This window comes from Prevotella sp. P5-64 (assembly GCF_002251285.1).
Taxonomy (GTDB): Bacteria; Bacteroidota; Bacteroidia; order Bacteroidales; family Bacteroidaceae; genus Prevotella.
In genome coordinates this window covers 69,311-87,069 of record NZ_NPJK01000010.1, presented here as the reverse complement: position 1 = coordinate 87,069, position 17,759 = coordinate 69,311, and the positions used below count along the sequence as shown (strand labels likewise).

Below are 17,759 nucleotides of genomic sequence, written 5' to 3'. Positions count from 1 at the left end.
TACACAAAACTTACCGATATGAGAAAGCTGCTTTTTTCCTTAGTTATGTTGGTGCTGCCTATGATCTCACAGGCACAGACTACCATCAAGTATGGTTATCTCAGTTATCAGGAGGTGCTGAAGTTCATGCCCGAGTATGCTGTGGCACAGACCAAACTGGCCGACCTGAAGCAGAAGTATGACAACGAGATGAAGCGCGTGGAAGACGAGTTCAACAAGAAGTATGAACAGTTTCTTGAAGGTCAGAAAGACTTTGCTCCGACTATCCTCCGCAAGCGCCAGGTGGAGTTGCAGGAACTGATAGCCAAGAATATAGCGTTCAAGGAAGAGGCCAAACGACTGCTGGCACAGGCTGAGACAGAATCTTACGCTCCCCTCAAGGCCAAGCTGGCCGAAACCCTGCGTGGTATAGGCGAAGCACGCGGATTCATGTTTATCCTCAACACCGACAACGACAATCTGCCTTACGCCAACAGCGCCTTTGGCGAAGACATCACGACCTTGGTCAAAGAGTGTCTGAAATGAGCGAACGGCTGCCCATGACTCCAGGCCCTATCGGCATCTTCGATTCGGGCTACGGAGGACTCACCATCCTGCATGGCATACGCCAGCTGCTGCCCCAGTATGACTATGTGTTCCTGGGCGACAATGCTCGCGCGCCTTACGGTCCGCGCTCGTTTGATGTGGTCTACGACTTCACCCGCCAAGCGGTGCTCAAGCTCTTCCGCATGGGTTGCCAGCTGGTTATCCTGGGCTGCAACACCGCCTCGGCCAAGGCTCTGCGCACCATACAGCAGAACGACCTGCCCCAGTGGGACCCCTCGCGACGCGTGCTCGGCGTGATACGCCCCACGGTAGAGGCCATCGGCCATCTCACACGCAACGGCCATGTGGGTCTGCTCGCCACCGAGGGTACCGTGAAGAGCCACAGCTACGACATGGAGATTCGCAAGCTCTGGCCCGACATCCACATCTCTGGCGTGGCCTGTCCCTTCTGGGTTCCGCTCGTAGAATACAACGAGGCCGACAGTCCCGGTGCCGACTATTTCGTCAAGAAGCGCATCGACGAGCTGATGTCGCTCGACCCCGACATCGACAGCATCATCCTGGGCTGTACCCACTACCCCATCCTGCTGCCCAAGATACTTAAATACACCCCACCCGGCGTGCGCATCATCCCTCAGGGCGAGTATGTGGCCAGTAGCCTCAAGGACTATTTCGTGCGCCACCCCGAGATTGAGCAGAAGTGTACACGCAACGCCACCAGCCGCTACCTCACCACCGAGAACGCCGACAAGTTTGCCGAAGGCGCTCGGATGTTCCTCCACGAACACGTAAACATAGAACATATAGATTTAGAGTAAATGCAAGAAACAAGACAAAACCGTATTTCACGACTCCTGCAGAAAGAGTTATCATCCATTTTCCAATCGCAGACGCGCAAGACCAGTGGCGTGCTGGTGAGCGTGACCCGCGTACGCATCAGCCCCGACCTCAGCATCTGCACCGCTTATCTGAGCATCTTCCCCTCAGAGCGCAGCGAAGAGATAATGAAGAATATCAACGCCAGCGAGAAGAGCATACGCTACGAACTGGGTACCCGCGTGCACAACCAGCTGCGCATCATCCCCGAGCTGAGATTCTTCATCGACGATTCACTCGACTATCTCGAACATATTGACGAACTTCTGAAAAAAGGATAGTGAACTTTCCGTTATTCATCGCCAGGCGCTATCTCTTTTCCAAGAAGAGTACCCACGCCATCAATGTCATCAGCCTCATCTCTGTCATCGGAGTCGCCGTGGCTACGGTGGCGCTGGTCATCGTGCTCAGCGCCTTCAACGGCTTCCACGACCTGGTGGCCACGCTGTTTACCAGCTTTGACCCGCAGATAGAGATTGCGCCGGTCAAAGGCAAGACGGCTCCTGCCGACGACCCGCTGCTCACCCGCATACGCCAGTTGCCGTATGTGGATGTTGCCACCGAGTGTGTCGAGGACAATGCGCTGGCTGTATACCAGGACAAGCAGGCGATGGTAACCATCAAGGGTGTCGACGACAATTTCCGCGACCTCACCCGCATCACCGACATTCTCTACGGCGACGGAGAATTCTGCCTCCACGCCGCCAACCTCAACTACGGCATCGTGGGCGTACAGCTCGCCCAACAGCTCACGCTCGGCACCCGTTGGACCGACGCGCTGCGCATCTATGCCCCCGTCAGAGAGGGTCAGCTCGACCTGGCCGACCCCACGCAGGGTTTTGTCGTCGACTCGCTCGACTCTCCTGGCGTGCTCTTCATGGTCAAGCAGTCCAAGTACGACTCGCGCTACATCATCGTTCCCATCGCCTGGGCCCGCAATATCTTCGGGCAGCAGGGCATGATTTCCTCGCTCGAACTGCGCCTCAAGCCCGAAACCGACATTGCCGACGCCAAGCGCGAGATAGCCGACATCGCCGGCGACAGCTACACCGTCAAGGACCGCTTTGAGCAGCAGGACGACACCTTCAAAATCATGAAGATAGAGAAGCTCTTCGCCTACGTCTTCCTCACCTTCATCCTCATCGTTGCGTGCTTCAACATCGTGGGCTCGCTCTCCATGCTCATCATCGACAAGAAAAACGATGTGGTCACCCTCCGCAATCTCGGCGCCACCGACAGCCAGATAGCCCGCATCTTCCTCTTCGAGGGTCGTATGATTTCCGTCGCCGGTGCAGTGATGGGTATCGTCATCGGCCTCCTGCTCTGCTTCATCCAGCAGCAGTTCGGGCTCGTGCGCCTCGGCGACAGCGACGCCTCCTTCATCGTCGACGCCTACCCCATCAGCGTCCACTACGACGATGTAGCCCTCATCTTCATCACCGTCATAGCCGTAGGCTGGCTCGCCGTCTGGTACCCCGTCCGCTACCTCAGCCGCCGCCTGTTGGGCTAATCCCGCCACCGCCAACCCCATATCCCCATCATTCCCCTCTCTTTCGCTCCCAAGTCCCTACGGAATTGGAAGGGAAGCCGACAGCCTCGTGGCAACCCAATGAGAGTAGCCAATGGGTATGAAAAAGCCCAGGATAGAGGCACTGTTGGCCTCAACCCTGGGCTAAATAAATTCAACTCCTTCAGCATTGCCATACGCGGCACAATTCCCAACTTTACCGAGGTGGAATAGGTAAAATTCTGACTCGTTAACCCGTAGTGTGATTGAGCTTCCGCACCTTGAAGAGAGGCACAAGGAAAACCTGTGATTAGTCCTTCAAGCAAGCGAGGGGAATAACTTTGACACCATCAGGACGAGTATAAGCCATTTCACCTCCGGTGATAACCATCAGCAGGTCAGGCTCACGTAGTTGGACTTGCTTTTCAGTCTTATTATGTTCTTGCACGAGTCTTTTGATTTCTTTCAGATGCTGCGCACCCTCTTCTATCTCCCGACTACCTAACTTACATTCTATCAGAGCATATCGCCCGTCATCGAGATGAAGCACCAAGTCGGCTTCCAGTCCATAACGGTCACGATAGTAGGATAAATGATTGCCAAAACCAGGAGTGTAAGCACGAAGGTCTCTTGCACACATCTGCTCAAAGATAAACCCGAATGTCTTGAGCTGCATTTCCAGTCCTTCAGCATTCACGCCCATTGCAGCTATAGCTATAGAGGGGTCAGAGAAACCTCTCTTTGGCATACTTCGAATGGCGGTTTTGCTTCTTATAGCTGGACACCAGGCGTCAATATCTTGGATAACAAAAAGTCTCTCAAGCACACTGATGTAGTCATCCATTGTATCCATCGACAGGGTAATGTCTCCAGATGTAATATCAGCCAGAATACTGGTTCGCTTGGCCAAAGTACTGATATTACGTGCATATGAGCGCATTAGCTGTCTGGCTATCTTAGGATTTCTCTGCTTATTGTCAATAGACGAGATATCTACTTCGCAAACACTGTTTACATAGTCGCTTGCGACCAGCATGCTCGATTTCTCGGACATTTGCAGAGCCACAGGCCATCCACCTCGGCAAGCCACTCTAATAAGGTCAGGTATATTCAGCTTGCTGGTAGCACCATCAATATCGTAATCAGGATTGTCAAACAGTTGTTTAAGCGAAACTTCACCCGATGAATCGTTTGATTCCCATAGACTCATTGGAAACATTTTCATACGTGATATACGTCCTATTCCACTATGGTATATTTTTCCCATATCAACCGTATTACTACCTGTAAGGATGTACTGACCAGGTATTCCACCAGATTTGTCTACCGCAATGCGCACCGCATCCCAGAGCATGGGAGCGTCTTGCCATTCATCTATAAGGCGTGGCTGTTTGCCCTTCAACAGCAATGATGGCATGGTTGATGCAGTTGCAAGATTCTCCTCTCTTCTATCAGGGTCTTGCAGTTTCAGCACACTTTGGGCTTGCTGCTGGGCAGTGGTCGTCTTGCCCGTCCATTTAGGGCCTTCAATGAGCACAGCGCCAAAGGCGCCCAACCTTTCTCTCAATACATCGTCAGCAATTCTTGGTAGATATTCCATAATGACATTAATATTGTTACTGATGCAAAAGTACGTGATTTTCTTTATATTACCAAATGATTCGGCTTTTTTGTGGCATTCCGTTCGGCTTTTTTGTGGCATTTCAATCGGCTTTTTTGTGGCATTTCGTTCGGTTTTTTTGCGGTAGAGGCCATCGATACGAGGTTGATTGGCTGTTGTGATTGCATCGCTGAAGGTGACTACAGCAGGCGGAGGGCGTAGAGGATCTTCGCCAGTTGTCCCTACGGAGAAGGAGTTTATGGACACGATAGATACCATACTGCTCCTTGCGCTATCGCTGAACCTGATATACTTGGCGCGGCATTTTACGACTCTTAGAGGCTGGGCATTGCGATTACGTAGCCCTCCGACAGGCATCATCCGTGCTTTCGCAAAGAGGAAGATGCCACCCAAGCCCATAGCCCACAATATGATGGGAATACTCGTCACTTGGGAAAACACGGAGAGATGAGTCGCAGTTCTCCTTATATAAACCTGTTCAACTCTTCAACGAGTTTGAACACTGTTGTTGACGATACAGCTTGCGATGGTGGCGTTTGACCAAACTCTGCCAATATTTTTCTTGCTCTTGATATGGCTTCCGACTGATATGGCAACAGTAATCCATATATTTTGTTCGTGAAGCTACCCTTCTTGCTATACTTGACCTTCATCTGTTGGCTGAGCATTTGCTCGTAGTCATTTCGGTGGATATAGCCACGGTAGATATTGAAATGCAGCAGAAACCAATACTCAAATGCCTGATTACTATAGGCAACCTGAAATCCATTGGACTCCGCCAGACGTATGGCTTCATTGAAGTCATGGCTTGGGAAATCATCCTTGTCAAACACCACCCAATATTGGTCAAAGACATGGCCTTTTCGTCGTTCTTCATCCCTGATGATTACCGCTTCTTCAACAAGTTTGATGGTGTTCTTCCCTTTTCCCAGTGCCTTTACCGAAGCGGAGGTCAATCGGAAAGCATTGAAATAGTCTGGCTCAGTATTCTCACCTTCACAGATTATCAAGAACGATTGCTTGATATCTCTGTAACTGGTACGGCGCTTCAGGCTCCGTTCCTTTCTCGGATTATAGTTTGCCATTGTCAGTCCTCCTCATTGACAAACAACTTGGAGAAGTCACCGACAATGGGCGTTCCACCATATTTGCCCTCAAGATATTCCTTCTCGAAAGACGCATTGTTTCTCACCTTGTAGTCGGCAAGGGAATATAGCTTGGTAGCACCGTACATATCTTTTTGCGCAAACCACACCTGGTCCCTTCTGAGTATCTTGGCACTCAGAATATTGGTATCATGGATGGTGAATATCAGCTGGGCATGATTAGGATTGGTTGCCTTCGTGTTGAACAACTCTATGATTTTGCTCGTCAACATGGGGTGCATCTTGCTGTCTATCTCGTCTATCACCAGGCGTTTACCATTATCCAGCGCGTCAATAATGGGATACGCCAACTGGAAATATTTCACCGTTCCTTCCGACTCGTTGCTTTCAAATGGGAATGAAACTCTCTGCGTTTCCCGACCATCATCGTCATACTGTATATGACTGCTGACCACTTCATCATTCACCTTATATATATCCTCTATACCCAAGTCGGCATAGCGCGAGAAGTCAACGATGCGCTTACGCATCTTCTGGTCATCCAGTTTGATGGCAGCCCGTTTCCACATCACTTCATCATCATGACTGGTGATGATTGATGTGTCGTTCAACCAGTCAACGATGCTGACAGCCGTCTCATCATTGAACTGTGCAGCCACCGAAACAAGCAGCGCATTGTCACGCACCATCTTGTTGGCTACAACGCTTTTCGCTATTGCGCACGAAGGATGGACATTGTAGATATCACCCTCGCGATACCACAACTCCACTTCTTTAGCACGCTTCTTGTTGTTTCTACGATACAGCCACTCCTTATGCACCTTAACGCCGTCAACCTCAAAACCATAACGGAAAATATAGTCTACATTGCAAAACACAATTTCAAAGATAGAGGGCTCCTTGGCTGTCGTGTCATTGAGCATGAAGCTCTCCACATCCAGAGCGTCTCCAGCTTGCAGTTCTTTGATTGAATTGATGACAAGCCACTTGAATGTTGCAAACGCCTTGGCAAAATTGGATTTGCCCGAGGCATTGGCTCCATAAATGGCAGCTCCATGAAGCACCGCAGGGATAGCACCTCCCATTTCCGTCATAGAGTCGGTTTCGGATATCGCTGTCTCCTTCAAATTAGTGGTCGCCAAAGAGAGGGTAGACATTTCCTTAAACGACAAATAATTGGCTACTGAAAACTGAACAATCATAAAGATAACTATTATATTTGTAATATTTTTGCAAATGTACGTGTTTTCTTTGAATATCACAAAAGTTTATCGCATTATTATGACCTCCACACATTGTTTTTTCCCCTCCCGAAGACAAAAGAGGCTAAACAGGACTCCCATGAGCTAACCCTCTACATGATAGCCACTCCAGCCCTTTGAGCAGAACGTAGAGACGGGCTACTCTGAGTGTTTTCCCTACCTCTCCTGGTTGCAAAAACTTTGGAAAATGATATTTTCCTCTTATTTTTGATACTTATTCCAACTAAAAGCGTTACCTTTGCACACTGTGGGCTGGTTTTCGTGGATAAGGCCAGCACTGATGGCGGAGAGCAGAAGCCCTCCAGCCCTACCGGAGGCCTGCCCACTCTGCAGCCAAGCAACCCCTATCTGCAGAAAGCTGCCATCCAGCCTTACCGGAGGCCTGCCCAATCTGCAGCCAAGCAAACCCTATCTGCAGAAAGCTACCATCCAGCCCTACCTGAGGCCTGCCCACTCTGCAGCCAACCACCCCAACCCAACAGCCAATCACCCCAACCCGCAGCAAACCACCCCAACACCGCAACCAAGCACCCCAACCCAACAGCCAAGCACCCCAACCCAGCAGCCGAAGCCACTGACGCGGCGGAGGCAATCATCCGAGACTACGGAATAACAAACTAATAATACATTGTAATTATGAGCAAACAGAACATTGCCCTCATCACGGGCATTACAGGACAAGACGGTTCGTATCTGGCAGAACTCCTGCTGGACAAAGGTTATGACGTGCACGGCATCATCCGCCGCTCGTCGGTAGACCATCGTGAACGCATAGCCCACCTTGAAGGACGGCCCCATTTCCACCTCCATTATGCCGACCTGGGCGACTCCATGTCTATCGTGGGCGTAGTGGCAGACGTGCGCCCTACTGAGATATACAACCTGGCAGCACAGAGCCATGTACAGGTGAGCTTCGACTCACCCGAGTTCACCGCCGATGTAGACGCCGTGGGCGTGCTGCGCATCATCGAAGCCGTGCGCAAGGTGGGACTCGCCCAGTCGTGCAAGATATACCAGGCCTCGACATCCGAGCTCTACGGCAAGGTAGAGGAAGTGCCTCAGAATGAGAACACGCCCTTCCACCCCTTCAGCCCCTATGCCGTCGCCAAACTCTACGGATACTGGATTATCAAGGAATATCGTGACGCCTACAACATGTTCTGCTGCAACGGCATCCTCTTCAACCACGAGAGCGAGCGCCGGGGCGAGACTTTCGTGACGCGCAAGATTACCCTCGCCGCAGCACGCATTGCCCAGGGCCTGCAGGACAAGCTCTATCTGGGCAACCTCGACTCGCTGCGCGACTGGGGCTACGCCAAGGACTACGTGGAGTGCATGTGGCTCATTCTCCAGGCCTCCAAGCCCGAAGACTATGTCATCGCCACCGGCGTCCAGCACAGCGTGCGCGAGTTTGCCGAGCTGGCCTTCCACTATGTCGGCATCGAGCTCAAGTGGGAGGGCAAGGACGAGAACGAGAAGGGCATCTGCGTGAGCGGACCCGAGGCTCTCGTGGGCAAGACCCTCGTCGAGGTGTCGCCCGACTTCTACCGCCCCACCGACGTGGTCAACCTCTGGGGCGACCCCACCAAGGCACGCGCCCGACTGGGCTGGAACCCCAACACCACGCCTTTCGAGGAACTGGTGCGCATCATGGTAGACCACGATATGGCCAAGGTCGCCTCTGAGGGAGCCGCCGCCAAGGTGCGCATGAACCTCGCCGAATATCTGGAAAAGGGAATCGTAAAATAACACACCGATGACACTCGACAAGAACGCCAAGATATACATCGCCGGGCACCGCGGGCTCGTGGGCTCGGCCATCTGGAGCAATCTCCAGTCGCGCGGCTACCACAATCTGGTGGGCCGCACCCACAGCGAGCTCGACCTCACCGACCAGCAGGCTGTCAAGGCCTTCTTCGACCAGGAGCGCCCCGACGCCGTGGTACTCGCCGCAGCCTTTGTGGGCGGCATCATGGCCAACTCGCTCTACCGCGCCGACTTCATCATGCAGAACATGAAGATGCAGTGCAACGTGATAGAAAACGCTTACACCCACGGCGTCAAGAAGCTGCTCTTCCTCGGCTCCACCTGCATCTACCCCAAGCAGGCGCCCCAGCCCATGCGCGAGGACTGCCTGCTCACCTCGCCCTTGGAGTACACCAACGAGGAGTATGCCATCGCCAAGATAGCCGGACTCAAGATGTGCGAGTCCTACAATCTCCAGTACGGCACCAACTTCATCGCTGTGATGCCCACCAATCTCTATGGACCCAACGACAACTTCCACCTCGAAAATTCGCATGTCATGCCAGCCATGATGCGTAAGGTCTACCTCGCCAAGCTCATCCACGAGGGCGACTGGCACAGCATAGCACGCGATATGGACAAGCGCCCCATCAACCCCACCGACGCCCTGCGCGACATCATCGGCGAGGGCAACGTAGACGGCCACAGCCAGCCCGACCGCATTCTCCGTGCGCTCGCCTACTACGGCATCTACGACAACCGCGTGGTGCTCTGGGGCACAGGCTCACCCTTGCGCGAGTTTCTCTGGAGCGAAGACATGGCCGACGCCAGCGTCCACGTGCTGCTCCATGTCGACTTCAGCGACATCATCGGCATAGACCGCTACAGCTCCGTGTTCTATGGCGCCAAGACCGACGGCCGCGTAGACCGCAACAACTCCGAGGGTCGCGGCGGAGCCATCCCCGAACTGGGCGAGATACGCAACTGCCACATCAATGTGGGCACGGGCAAGGAGCTCACCATCCGCCAGCTTGCCCATCTTGTGGCCGAAGCTGTAGGATTTGAAGGCACCATAGACTTCGACGCCTCCCGTCCCGACGGCACCATGCGCAAGCTCATCGACGTGACCAAACTCCACTCGCTGGGCTGGACCCACAAGGTGGAGATAGAAGACGGCGTGCGCCGACTCTACGACTGGTATCGCGAGAGTCTCAGCTGCCCTCGCCCACGGTGCCCTCACCGCCACTCTCTTTCCCCCTACCCCTACGGCAGCAGTCGACACGTGTCACTGCTGCCGTTTTTAGTTCTGCCGCTCACCACCTTCAGCGGCGCCGCGACCATCCGGCGGGGCTCGTGACTTATGATACGTGACCACGTGACATTTGATACGAAGGCTCGTGACTTATGATACGCGGGCTCGTGCCTTCCGTTACGAGCCGCCCACTGCGCTTCCGGCGGCGCTGTATGCCCCGTGGGCTACCCGCATCGATGGTCTTCGCCGCCGCTCTCCGCCATCCCGTGCGCTCCCTGTGGGCAGCCACGGCGCGCTTATGCTTCCTCGGTTTCACCAACTCTATACTGTCAAAAAACGCCCATTTCATCGTGATTTTTCCCAAAATGTCCGATTTATACCAGCGAATGTCCGATTCATACCAATTTATGTTGCGATTTTTTATGGCCGGTCACATCTTTAATAGGTATATTTGCAGCAAACTATCCATCTATCCTGCCCCGCCCCTACCTGGGCCTGCAGTCTGGAGAGAATTATTATAACTTGCGAGATAATCACTTAAACCGATATAACAATGAAAAAGATGAAAACCTACTATGTGAAGCCCGTGGCGGAACTCATACGCGTTTCCACCCGGCTGATGAATGTGACCTCTGGCACCGTCAGCGGTCCCGATGGAAGCTCCATCGGCAACGGTGGCAGTGCAAGCGACAGTGGCAACCCACCCATGCACTCAGGCACCTATCTCTGGGATACCGACAACACTGATTATTAACTTAACCCTTACCAATATGAAAAAAACTCTCCTACTCACCGTAGCCCTCATCCTGACTGGGCTCAACAGTGCCATGGCAGCCATAGACGAAGAGCTGCGCACCATCATCACCAAGAGTGATGGCATCGAGCTGACCGAAGTGACCAACGATGCCAACAACCCCTGGGCCATAGCCGACGGAGTGGCGACAAGCACCGTGGGCAAGTCGTCTAATACCACATCGCAGACCTTCACCATCAAGTTTCGCGCTACCGGACGCACCATATTCTCCTACGGCTACACCGCCGACTTCTATCCCTATGCAGAGTATGACTGCAAGATTGTGACCTTCGACGACAACACCCTGTACAGCAGTTATTCCAGTTACACGACCAAGTCGTACTACACCCATTATTTCATTCTGGACGAGGGCGAACATACCATCACCTTTACCCACAAGCATCTCAGCAACGTCAACAACTACAGTCAGGTAATGACCGTGAGCGACATCGCACTCTACACTGCCGAGAGCCAGATGATGACCATAGACCTCGCCGCACCAGGCACCCTGGGCGTAGAGGCACTCAATCTGGTCAGCACGCTCCCCGAGATGCAGTTTCTGAGGCTCTCGGGCAAGCTCAATGCCGACGACTGGAACTCCATCAAAAACATGACGGGACTCAGATGCATTGACCTCACCAATGCACAGATAACCGACATCCCCGACAACGCCTTCCGCAATTCCCAGCTGCGGTTTGTTGACCTGCCTACCAGTCTCAAGACCATCGGCGCTCAGGCTTTCTACGACCGATACCTTACCGGCAAGCTCACACTGCCCGCCACGCTGGAGACAATAGGCAAAGAAGCCTTCGCATTCAACAACATCACCGAAGTAGAGATACCCGACAATGTGACCTCTATGGATACACATGTATTCAGAGACAACAAAAAACTCATCACCGCCAAGTTGGGCACAGGCCTCACCTCTCTCAACATCGGCAGCTTCTACAACTGCCAAGCCCTGAAGACCGTCAGCGGCGGTGCCAATATCAAGACCATCTATGGCGATTGTTTCAAATACTGTGAAGCCTTGGAGACCGCCAGCGACCTGCAGCCCCGTGAGGTCAAGAGCAATGCCTTTGAAGGCGCAAAGAAGCTGCAATCATTCAACTTTGCCGATATCACCGACCTGGGAGAATATGCTTTCAGAAACTGCCAAGCCCTGAAGAGCGTAGAGCTGCCCAAAATCAGCTCTATGTCGTGGTATTGTTTCAACGACTGCTCTTCGATTACCACGGTGAAGCTGGGCGACAAGATAACCTACATCCCAAGCGATGCATTCCACGGCTGCTCGAGTATGGAAGAAGTGGTCTTGGGCAGCTCTATACGCGAACTGGGCAGCTACTGTCTCTATAGCAGCTCTGGCAGCCTCAAGCGCGTCTACCTCGCCGCTCCGGCTCCCCCATCGACCAGCACCTCGCCATTCTACCGCCTCTCGGGCGTGACGCTCTATGTGCCCGACTACGCCATGATCAGCTACAAGCAGCACAGCTACTGGAGCCAGTTTACCTCGGTAGACAGCAACCCCAACCCGACTGGCTATATAGACCTCTACGGCAAGCTCGAGCTGAGCACCAACTCGCGCATCCCCGGCAACCCTGACGTCACGATGAACTACCAGGGCGGCTCTTATCCCATCAAGGGCATCCTCATCGTCAATGGCAACAATCCCCAGTCGCTGGGCAACTATTACCACTGGGCAAACACAAGCGACAACTGCCCCGTGACGATAAGCCGCTGCAACCAGATGACGGCAGCCTCGGTCAAGGTCAACCACTATCTGGCCAACAACTACTGGTACTACATCACCATGCCCTTCGACGTGAAGCGCAGCGACATAACCATCTCTAAGGGCGCTGTGGCCGTGCGCTACTACGATGCCGACAGCCGCGCCCAGAACGGTGCCGGCAACAACTGGAAGGACGTGGCCGACGACGCCATCCTCCGCGAGGGCCAGGGCTACATCTTCTGCGCCAGCGACGACAGCTGGTGCCAGTTTACCGCCAGCGACGACACCCGCAACCACATCTTCAAGAGCCACGACGTGACGCTGACGCTGCAGGAGCATGCTTCGTCGGTGAGCAACGACGCCAACTGGAACCTCGTGGGCAACCCCTACCCCTCATTCTTTGACATCTACTACATGGACTATACCGCCCCCATCACCCTGTGGGACACCGACAACCGCACCTTCACCGCCAAGAGTGTGGCCGACGACCAGGTGGCGCTGCGCCCCTTCCAGGCATTCTTCGTGCAGAAGCCCACGCTCATCAGCGAACTCACCTTCCGCACCGACGGCCGCCAGGCTACCAAGACGATAGACCGCTCTGCCGCCGCACCACGCATGACGCCCGTAGTGGCAAGCCGCCACTTCGTAGAACTGGCCATCACCGACGGCAGCACCACCGACCTCACCCGCGTGGTGGTCAATCATGCTGCCTCAGATGACTTCTGTGCCGACAACGACGCCACCAAGATGATGGCCGACGGCACCACGCCGCAAATCTACACCCACGCTGCCGGCGACATCTATGCCATCAACGAGGGAGCCCACCAGAGCGGCAGCGTCAAGGTGGGTGTGCAGATTGCCCATAGCGGCACCTACACCATCACCATGCCCCGCAACGACGTGCGCGCCCGCCTCTACGACTACGGCGTAGAGGTCGAACTGCCCTACACCTTCGCCGCCGATGAAGGCGTGGAAGACAACCGCTTCACCATAGGTTTCGACACTACCACCACCGGCATCGACGCCATCAAGCCCGGCGCCCAAACCGACGGTGCCATCTATACGCTCGACGGCATCCGCGTGAGCACTACCGCCCCCAAGGGCATCTATATCCAGAACCACAAGAAAATCGTGAAGTAAGATGAGGACTACAAGATATATACTGACCATCGTAGCGCTCATGATGTGTCTGTGGGCGCGTGGTCAGGGATGGAACCCCGACAGCCCCGCCGAGCCCTCGTCGCGCTACAGGCTCAGCGTCAAGGCTGTGCCTGCCGAGGCGGCTAACACCTCGGGCAGCGGACACTATACGGTCAACTCCCGGGTGACGGTCTCTGCCACCGCCACCGCCGAGTGCTGGCAGTTCAGAGGCTGGACCGACAGCAAAGACCAACCCGTGAGCGACTGGTCAAAGTTTACCTACACCACGACCAATGCCCACGAGACCCTCACCGCCCACTATGAGCGCGTGGCTACCAGCCGCCTCACCATAGCCTACGACCCCTCGACAGTAAACAAGGAGAGCACCAGCGAGTATAAGGAAGGCACCATCGTGCATCTCGAAGCTGGCACCTACTCCAACTTCACCTTCGTCAACTGGACCAACAGCGCCGGCGACGAGGTGAGCCGCGAGCGCAAGATGCAGTACACCGTGACCGCCAACGACGAGACTCTCACCGCCCACTACCGCTTCAGCCCCGGCAGCCCCGGCGAGCCCTCGGAGACCAAGCCCCGCCACTGGGTACACTTCTCTGCCGAGCCGGAAGCGGCTGCTTCGTTCTCGCAGAGCAAGAGTTTCCAGGTGTCGGAAGGCAGCTGGTTCAGCATCTCGGCGTATGACAACAACAACTACGTACTGAAACAGTGGACCCAGGACGGCAAGGTGGTCGGCACGGCCAACGGCTATGGCGCCACGATGGGCACCGAAGACATCAGGTTGGTGGCCCACTATGTCTATCAGCCTCCGTCGCCCGCAGACCCATCGACCGACAAGAACCACCACTTCGCGCTCTACGCCACATCGACCTCCATCTACCGTGGCGAGACCACCCTGATGCCTATCTATATGGAGAACACTTTCGGCATCAAGCAGCTCACCTTCACGCTGGTATTGCCCGACAACATCCAGGCCGACGCCTCACGGATAGAGACCACGCTGCGCACCTCGGCGTATAGCGTGACAGCCAGTCAGGACGGCCAGCGGCTCACGGTCAACATCAGCGGCGGCACGCAGATAAGCGAGAGCAACGGAGCCGTGGTGCGCATCCCCGTGACCACCCTCAGTGCCATCGAAGACGGCGTCTACGACGTGGGCTTTGCCGACATCAGCGCCATCAATACCGACGACAATGCCGTAACCTTCAGCTCTCGTCCTGGCAAGATAACCGTCGTCACCCTCGAGGAGGGCGACCTGCAGGCACAGTTCTCCGTAGACCGCTACATGAACCGCGCCCAGTTTACCAACCTGAGTACCGACAATGCACGCAGCTTCGCGTGGGACTTCGGCGATGGCACCACCAGCACCGAGCGCAACCCCATGCACATCTATGCCGAGGCTGGCAGCTACACGGTCAAGCTCACCGCCCGCGGCGTAATCAAGACCGCCGAGGCAGAGCAGACCATCGTGATAAACCCCGCCAACACGTGGACAGCCAATGGCGACTACACGCTGGACGCCACGGCGGTGGGTGCGCGCAACTTTACCTCGCTCCACGAGGCGTTCAGCCTGCTGTCACAGTGTACTCCCGACGGCGCCATCAGCATCCGCGTGGCTGGCGCCAAGGACCACACGCTCGACGCGACCGATGCCGCCACGCTGGCTCTCGTCAAGACGCTTGCCGACAAGCTGGCTGCCGCCAAGGTCAAGATGACCTTCTGCAACGAAGCCCCGCGCAAGATTACCATCAACTTCAGCGCGGGTTCCAACCAGGCCCGTCTGCAACAGCTCATGGCGCTGCTGCCCCATCTGGAGGGTGTCAATGCCGACATGGCTATCAACGGTGCCGTCATCCTTGCCTCAGAGATAGGCCGATACAGTAGCCAGACCATCTGTTCGGGCACTCAGACCCAGCCCGAGACATTCACCTCTATCAGCACCAGCGACAAGGTAAAGGTAAGGTGGACTGCCAGCGTGGCAGAGGGTTGCCAGGTCGAGGGCTATCAGGCCATAGGCACCGGCAATCTGCCCGCCATGACGCTCACCAATAAGGGCACCGCCAAAGACCTCGTGACCTACCACGTAGAGGTGACCCTCGACGGCACGCCCATATATACATATATATATAAGGTGTACGTGAAGCCCGTCATCACGGGTCGCAAGCTCACTCTCGGGGTGCCCGACAACAATGCGCTCAAGGACTTTGCCCCTGTCTACTTCACCTGGACCGGTCTGGGTACAGGCGTCGAGGGCTACAGCGTCCATCTGCGTCGCACCGACATCACCGCCGACGAGGTAGTCAAACGTACCACCGGCACCGCCATCTCGCTCGAGGTGGCAGAGGGTGCCACGTATGAGTGGTACGTCACCGCCCACGGCGAATGTGGTGAAACCGTAGACAGCGAGAAACGCACGCTCAACATCAGTTATCTCGCCGACCTCGAAGTGGTATCAATCACGGTGCCCGAGGAGGTCAAAGCCAATACCGACTTCACCATCAAGGCCGTGATACGCAATGTGGGTCGCGGCGCCACCACCAGTTCGTGGAACGACGCAGTGCACTACAGCCCCAATGCCGACTTCTCGGGCATCAAGGCAGTGGCTTATCAGACCCACTACGGCACGGTGGAGCCAGGAGGCGAATACGAAGTCACATTCACGGTGAGAAGCCCCGAGGCATCGGTGGGCACCGCCTACTACAATGTCTACGCCAATATCCACTCGGGCGAGAGAGAGAACAACCGCAGCAACAACTGTATGAATGCCGACCCCGTAGCCATCGTAGACCGTTATATCGCCGACGCCGACTATCTGGCGTTGAAGAAACTATGGCAAGCCACCAACGGCGAGGTATGGATAAAGACATGGAAGATAAACTCCAGTGCGATAACCGCGATGGGCTGGCCCGGCGTAACCTTCGACACCGAGGGCCACGTCACCTCCATCAACCTCAGCAACAACAACCTCCAGGGCGAACTGCCCGTAGAGGGTTTCCAGATGGACCATCTCACCTCACTCAACCTGAGTCGCAACAGTCTGAGGGGCAACGTAGCTGCCTTCTGCCGACAGTTGCCCAAGTTGGAGAAGCTCGACCTGAGCTACAACCAAATCTCGGAAATCACCGACCTGCTTCCCGCCACCATCACATCGGTCGACCTGAGTTATCAGAACGAAGGCAAGAGCCTGCAGACCATACCTCTACAGGCGTGGACCGTAGGTGACCAGGGCGCAGGGGTGACTCTCAACTCGCTGTTGGCATACAGCCACGCTGGGCAGCACTTCAACGGCCGTCCCACGCTGCGCTTCTACACCGTGAAGGGCGAGAACTATGTGGGCGAGATGGTCTATCGCGACGGCGCTTACCGCTACGACTTGGGCGGAGACTACCGCCAGCCGAGCGGCACCGAGTTTGTCGTACGCCCGCAGTACTGTCCGGCGGCCGGAACCCGCATGAGGGCGACGCTGGCTTGGGCCAAGGGCGACGCCAATGCCGACGGCGGCATCGATGTACTCGATGCCCAGCACACGCTCAACTATATTATGGGTACGCAGAGTGGCTCATTCAACTTCATGGCTGCCGACACCTACGCCAGCAACTCTATCAATGTGCAGGACGTGGTGGCTACCATCAACCTGTTTATAGGCACCGAAGAGAGCAGCGAGGCTATGGCTGTGCGCATGTCACGCATCAAGGCTCGCGGAGCGGCTACCGCCAACAGGCTGGCTATGGCCGACGGCGAGCTGTGGATAGATGCCGCCGACAATGTGGGCGCCATCGACATCACGCTCAAGGGTGTCGCTGCCACCGATGTCAAACTGGCACTCAGCTCGATGCGCTACCAGATGATCACCCGCAACACCCGCGACGGAGTGCGCATAGTCATCATCAGCCCCACGGGCGACAGCATGAGCGGACACCGCTGTCTGCTCAGGACCACCCGCCCGGCACGTGTCGCCCGCGTAGCGGCTGCCGACACTGAGGCTCAACCCATAGGAGTCGAGATAACCGACGGTACCGCCACCGGCATAGACACCATCGATGCCGACAGCCACGACCGCAAGCTCTACGACATCCAGGGCCGCAAGCTCGAGCAGACCCAAGGCCACGGCATTTATATCGTGAACGGAAAGAAAATGATTTGTAAGTGAAACTGAAGACCATGAA

12 protein-coding genes are annotated in these 17,759 nt (G+C 55.3%); 9 read left to right on the top strand and 3 right to left on the bottom strand.

What is annotated here, in order from left to right:
• Positions 1-18: 18 nt before the first annotated feature.
• From CIK87_RS02900 to CIK87_RS02885, 4 genes are read left to right on the top strand one after another with little or no spacing between them, the layout of a single operon-like run.
• The gene (locus tag CIK87_RS02900) at positions 19-525 is read left to right on the top strand and encodes an OmpH family outer membrane protein (RefSeq protein WP_022309616.1); all 507 of its coding nucleotides are present in this window, start codon (positions 19-21) and stop codon (positions 523-525) included.
• On the top strand, positions 522-1,364 hold the full coding sequence (gene murI / locus CIK87_RS02895) for a glutamate racemase (RefSeq protein ID WP_094385304.1): 843 nt from the start codon (positions 522-524) through the stop codon (positions 1,362-1,364). Before CIK87_RS02900 ends, murI begins: the two co-directional genes overlap by 4 nt.
• Positions 1,365-1,703, top strand: a complete 339-nt coding sequence (rbfA, locus tag CIK87_RS02890; RefSeq protein ID WP_094385302.1) for a 30S ribosome-binding factor RbfA — start codon at positions 1,365-1,367, stop codon at positions 1,701-1,703. It begins immediately after the preceding gene.
• A complete protein-coding gene (locus tag CIK87_RS02885) occupies positions 1,703-2,932 on the top strand; it encodes an FtsX-like permease family protein (protein ID WP_094385300.1) in 1,230 nt (409 codons plus the stop codon). The genes rbfA and CIK87_RS02885 overlap by 1 nt, the downstream gene beginning before the upstream one ends.
• A gap of 307 nt (positions 2,933-3,239) precedes the next feature.
• On the opposite strand, the gene CIK87_RS02880 is transcribed toward CIK87_RS02885, so the two are convergent.
• The 3 genes from CIK87_RS02880 to CIK87_RS02870 form a co-directional block, all read right to left on the bottom strand.
• Positions 3,240-4,529 (bottom strand): ATP-binding protein, encoded by a 1,290-nt coding sequence (locus CIK87_RS02880; RefSeq protein WP_094385374.1) that lies wholly within the window; start codon positions 4,527-4,529, stop codon positions 3,240-3,242.
• A 485-nt stretch (positions 4,530-5,014) separates the two neighbouring features.
• Positions 5,015-5,635 (bottom strand): RloB family protein, encoded by a 621-nt coding sequence (locus CIK87_RS02875; protein ID WP_094385298.1) that lies wholly within the window; start codon positions 5,633-5,635, stop codon positions 5,015-5,017.
• 2 nt (positions 5,636-5,637) lie between these two features.
• A complete protein-coding gene (locus CIK87_RS02870) occupies positions 5,638-6,858 on the bottom strand; it encodes an ATP/GTP-binding protein (RefSeq protein WP_094385296.1) in 1,221 nt (406 codons plus the stop codon).
• Positions 6,859-7,554: 696 nt separating this feature from the next.
• Between CIK87_RS02870 and gmd the strand changes: the two genes are divergently transcribed.
• From gmd to CIK87_RS02845, 5 genes are all read left to right on the top strand, one after another.
• Positions 7,555-8,667, top strand: coding sequence for a GDP-mannose 4,6-dehydratase (gene gmd / locus CIK87_RS02860; protein ID WP_094385292.1), 1,113 nt, complete (start codon positions 7,555-7,557; stop codon positions 8,665-8,667).
• Between the two features lie 7 nt (positions 8,668-8,674).
• Positions 8,675-10,021 carry a GDP-L-fucose synthase gene (locus CIK87_RS02855; RefSeq protein ID WP_094385290.1) on the top strand — a complete coding sequence of 449 codons (1,347 nt, stop codon included), beginning with the start codon at positions 8,675-8,677 and terminating at the stop codon, positions 10,019-10,021.
• A gap of 448 nt (positions 10,022-10,469) precedes the next feature.
• Positions 10,470-10,670: a hypothetical protein gene (locus tag CIK87_RS14230; RefSeq protein WP_158216187.1), complete on the top strand. Its 201-nt coding sequence runs from the start codon at positions 10,470-10,472 to the stop codon at positions 10,668-10,670.
• Between the two features lie 16 nt (positions 10,671-10,686).
• Positions 10,687-13,578: a leucine-rich repeat domain-containing protein gene (locus tag CIK87_RS02850; protein WP_158216186.1), complete on the top strand. Its 2,892-nt coding sequence runs from the start codon at positions 10,687-10,689 to the stop codon at positions 13,576-13,578.
• 1 nt (position 13,579) lies between these two features.
• Positions 13,580-17,743 carry a PKD domain-containing protein gene (locus CIK87_RS02845; protein WP_094385286.1) on the top strand — a complete coding sequence of 1,388 codons (4,164 nt, stop codon included), beginning with the start codon at positions 13,580-13,582 and terminating at the stop codon, positions 17,741-17,743.
• Positions 17,744-17,759: the final 16 nt, after the last annotated feature.

What these genes read in the sequence shown, in the direction of transcription:
- CIK87_RS02845 (WP_094385286.1), top strand. Translation starts at nt 13,580, where the DNA reads ATGAGGACTACAAGATATATACTGACCATCGTAGCGCTCATGATGTGT.
- CIK87_RS02850 (WP_158216186.1), top strand. Translation starts at nt 10,687, where the DNA reads ATGAAAAAAACTCTCCTACTCACCGTAGCCCTCATCCTGACTGGGCTC.
- CIK87_RS02875 (WP_094385298.1), bottom strand. Translation starts at nt 5,635, where the DNA reads ATGGCAAACTATAATCCGAGAAAGGAACGGAGCCTGAAGCGCCGTACC.
- gmd (WP_094385292.1), top strand. Translation starts at nt 7,555, where the DNA reads ATGAGCAAACAGAACATTGCCCTCATCACGGGCATTACAGGACAAGAC.
- CIK87_RS02880 (WP_094385374.1), bottom strand. Translation starts at nt 4,529, where the DNA reads ATGGAATATCTACCAAGAATTGCTGACGATGTATTGAGAGAAAGGTTG.
- CIK87_RS02900 (WP_022309616.1), top strand. Translation starts at nt 19, where the DNA reads ATGAGAAAGCTGCTTTTTTCCTTAGTTATGTTGGTGCTGCCTATGATC.
- rbfA (WP_094385302.1), top strand. Translation starts at nt 1,365, where the DNA reads ATGCAAGAAACAAGACAAAACCGTATTTCACGACTCCTGCAGAAAGAG.
- CIK87_RS02870 (WP_094385296.1), bottom strand. Translation starts at nt 6,858, where the DNA reads ATGATTGTTCAGTTTTCAGTAGCCAATTATTTGTCGTTTAAGGAAATG.
- CIK87_RS14230 (WP_158216187.1), top strand. Translation starts at nt 10,470, where the DNA reads ATGAAAAAGATGAAAACCTACTATGTGAAGCCCGTGGCGGAACTCATA.
- CIK87_RS02855 (WP_094385290.1), top strand. Translation starts at nt 8,675, where the DNA reads ATGACACTCGACAAGAACGCCAAGATATACATCGCCGGGCACCGCGGG.
- murI (WP_094385304.1), top strand. Translation starts at nt 522, where the DNA reads ATGAGCGAACGGCTGCCCATGACTCCAGGCCCTATCGGCATCTTCGAT.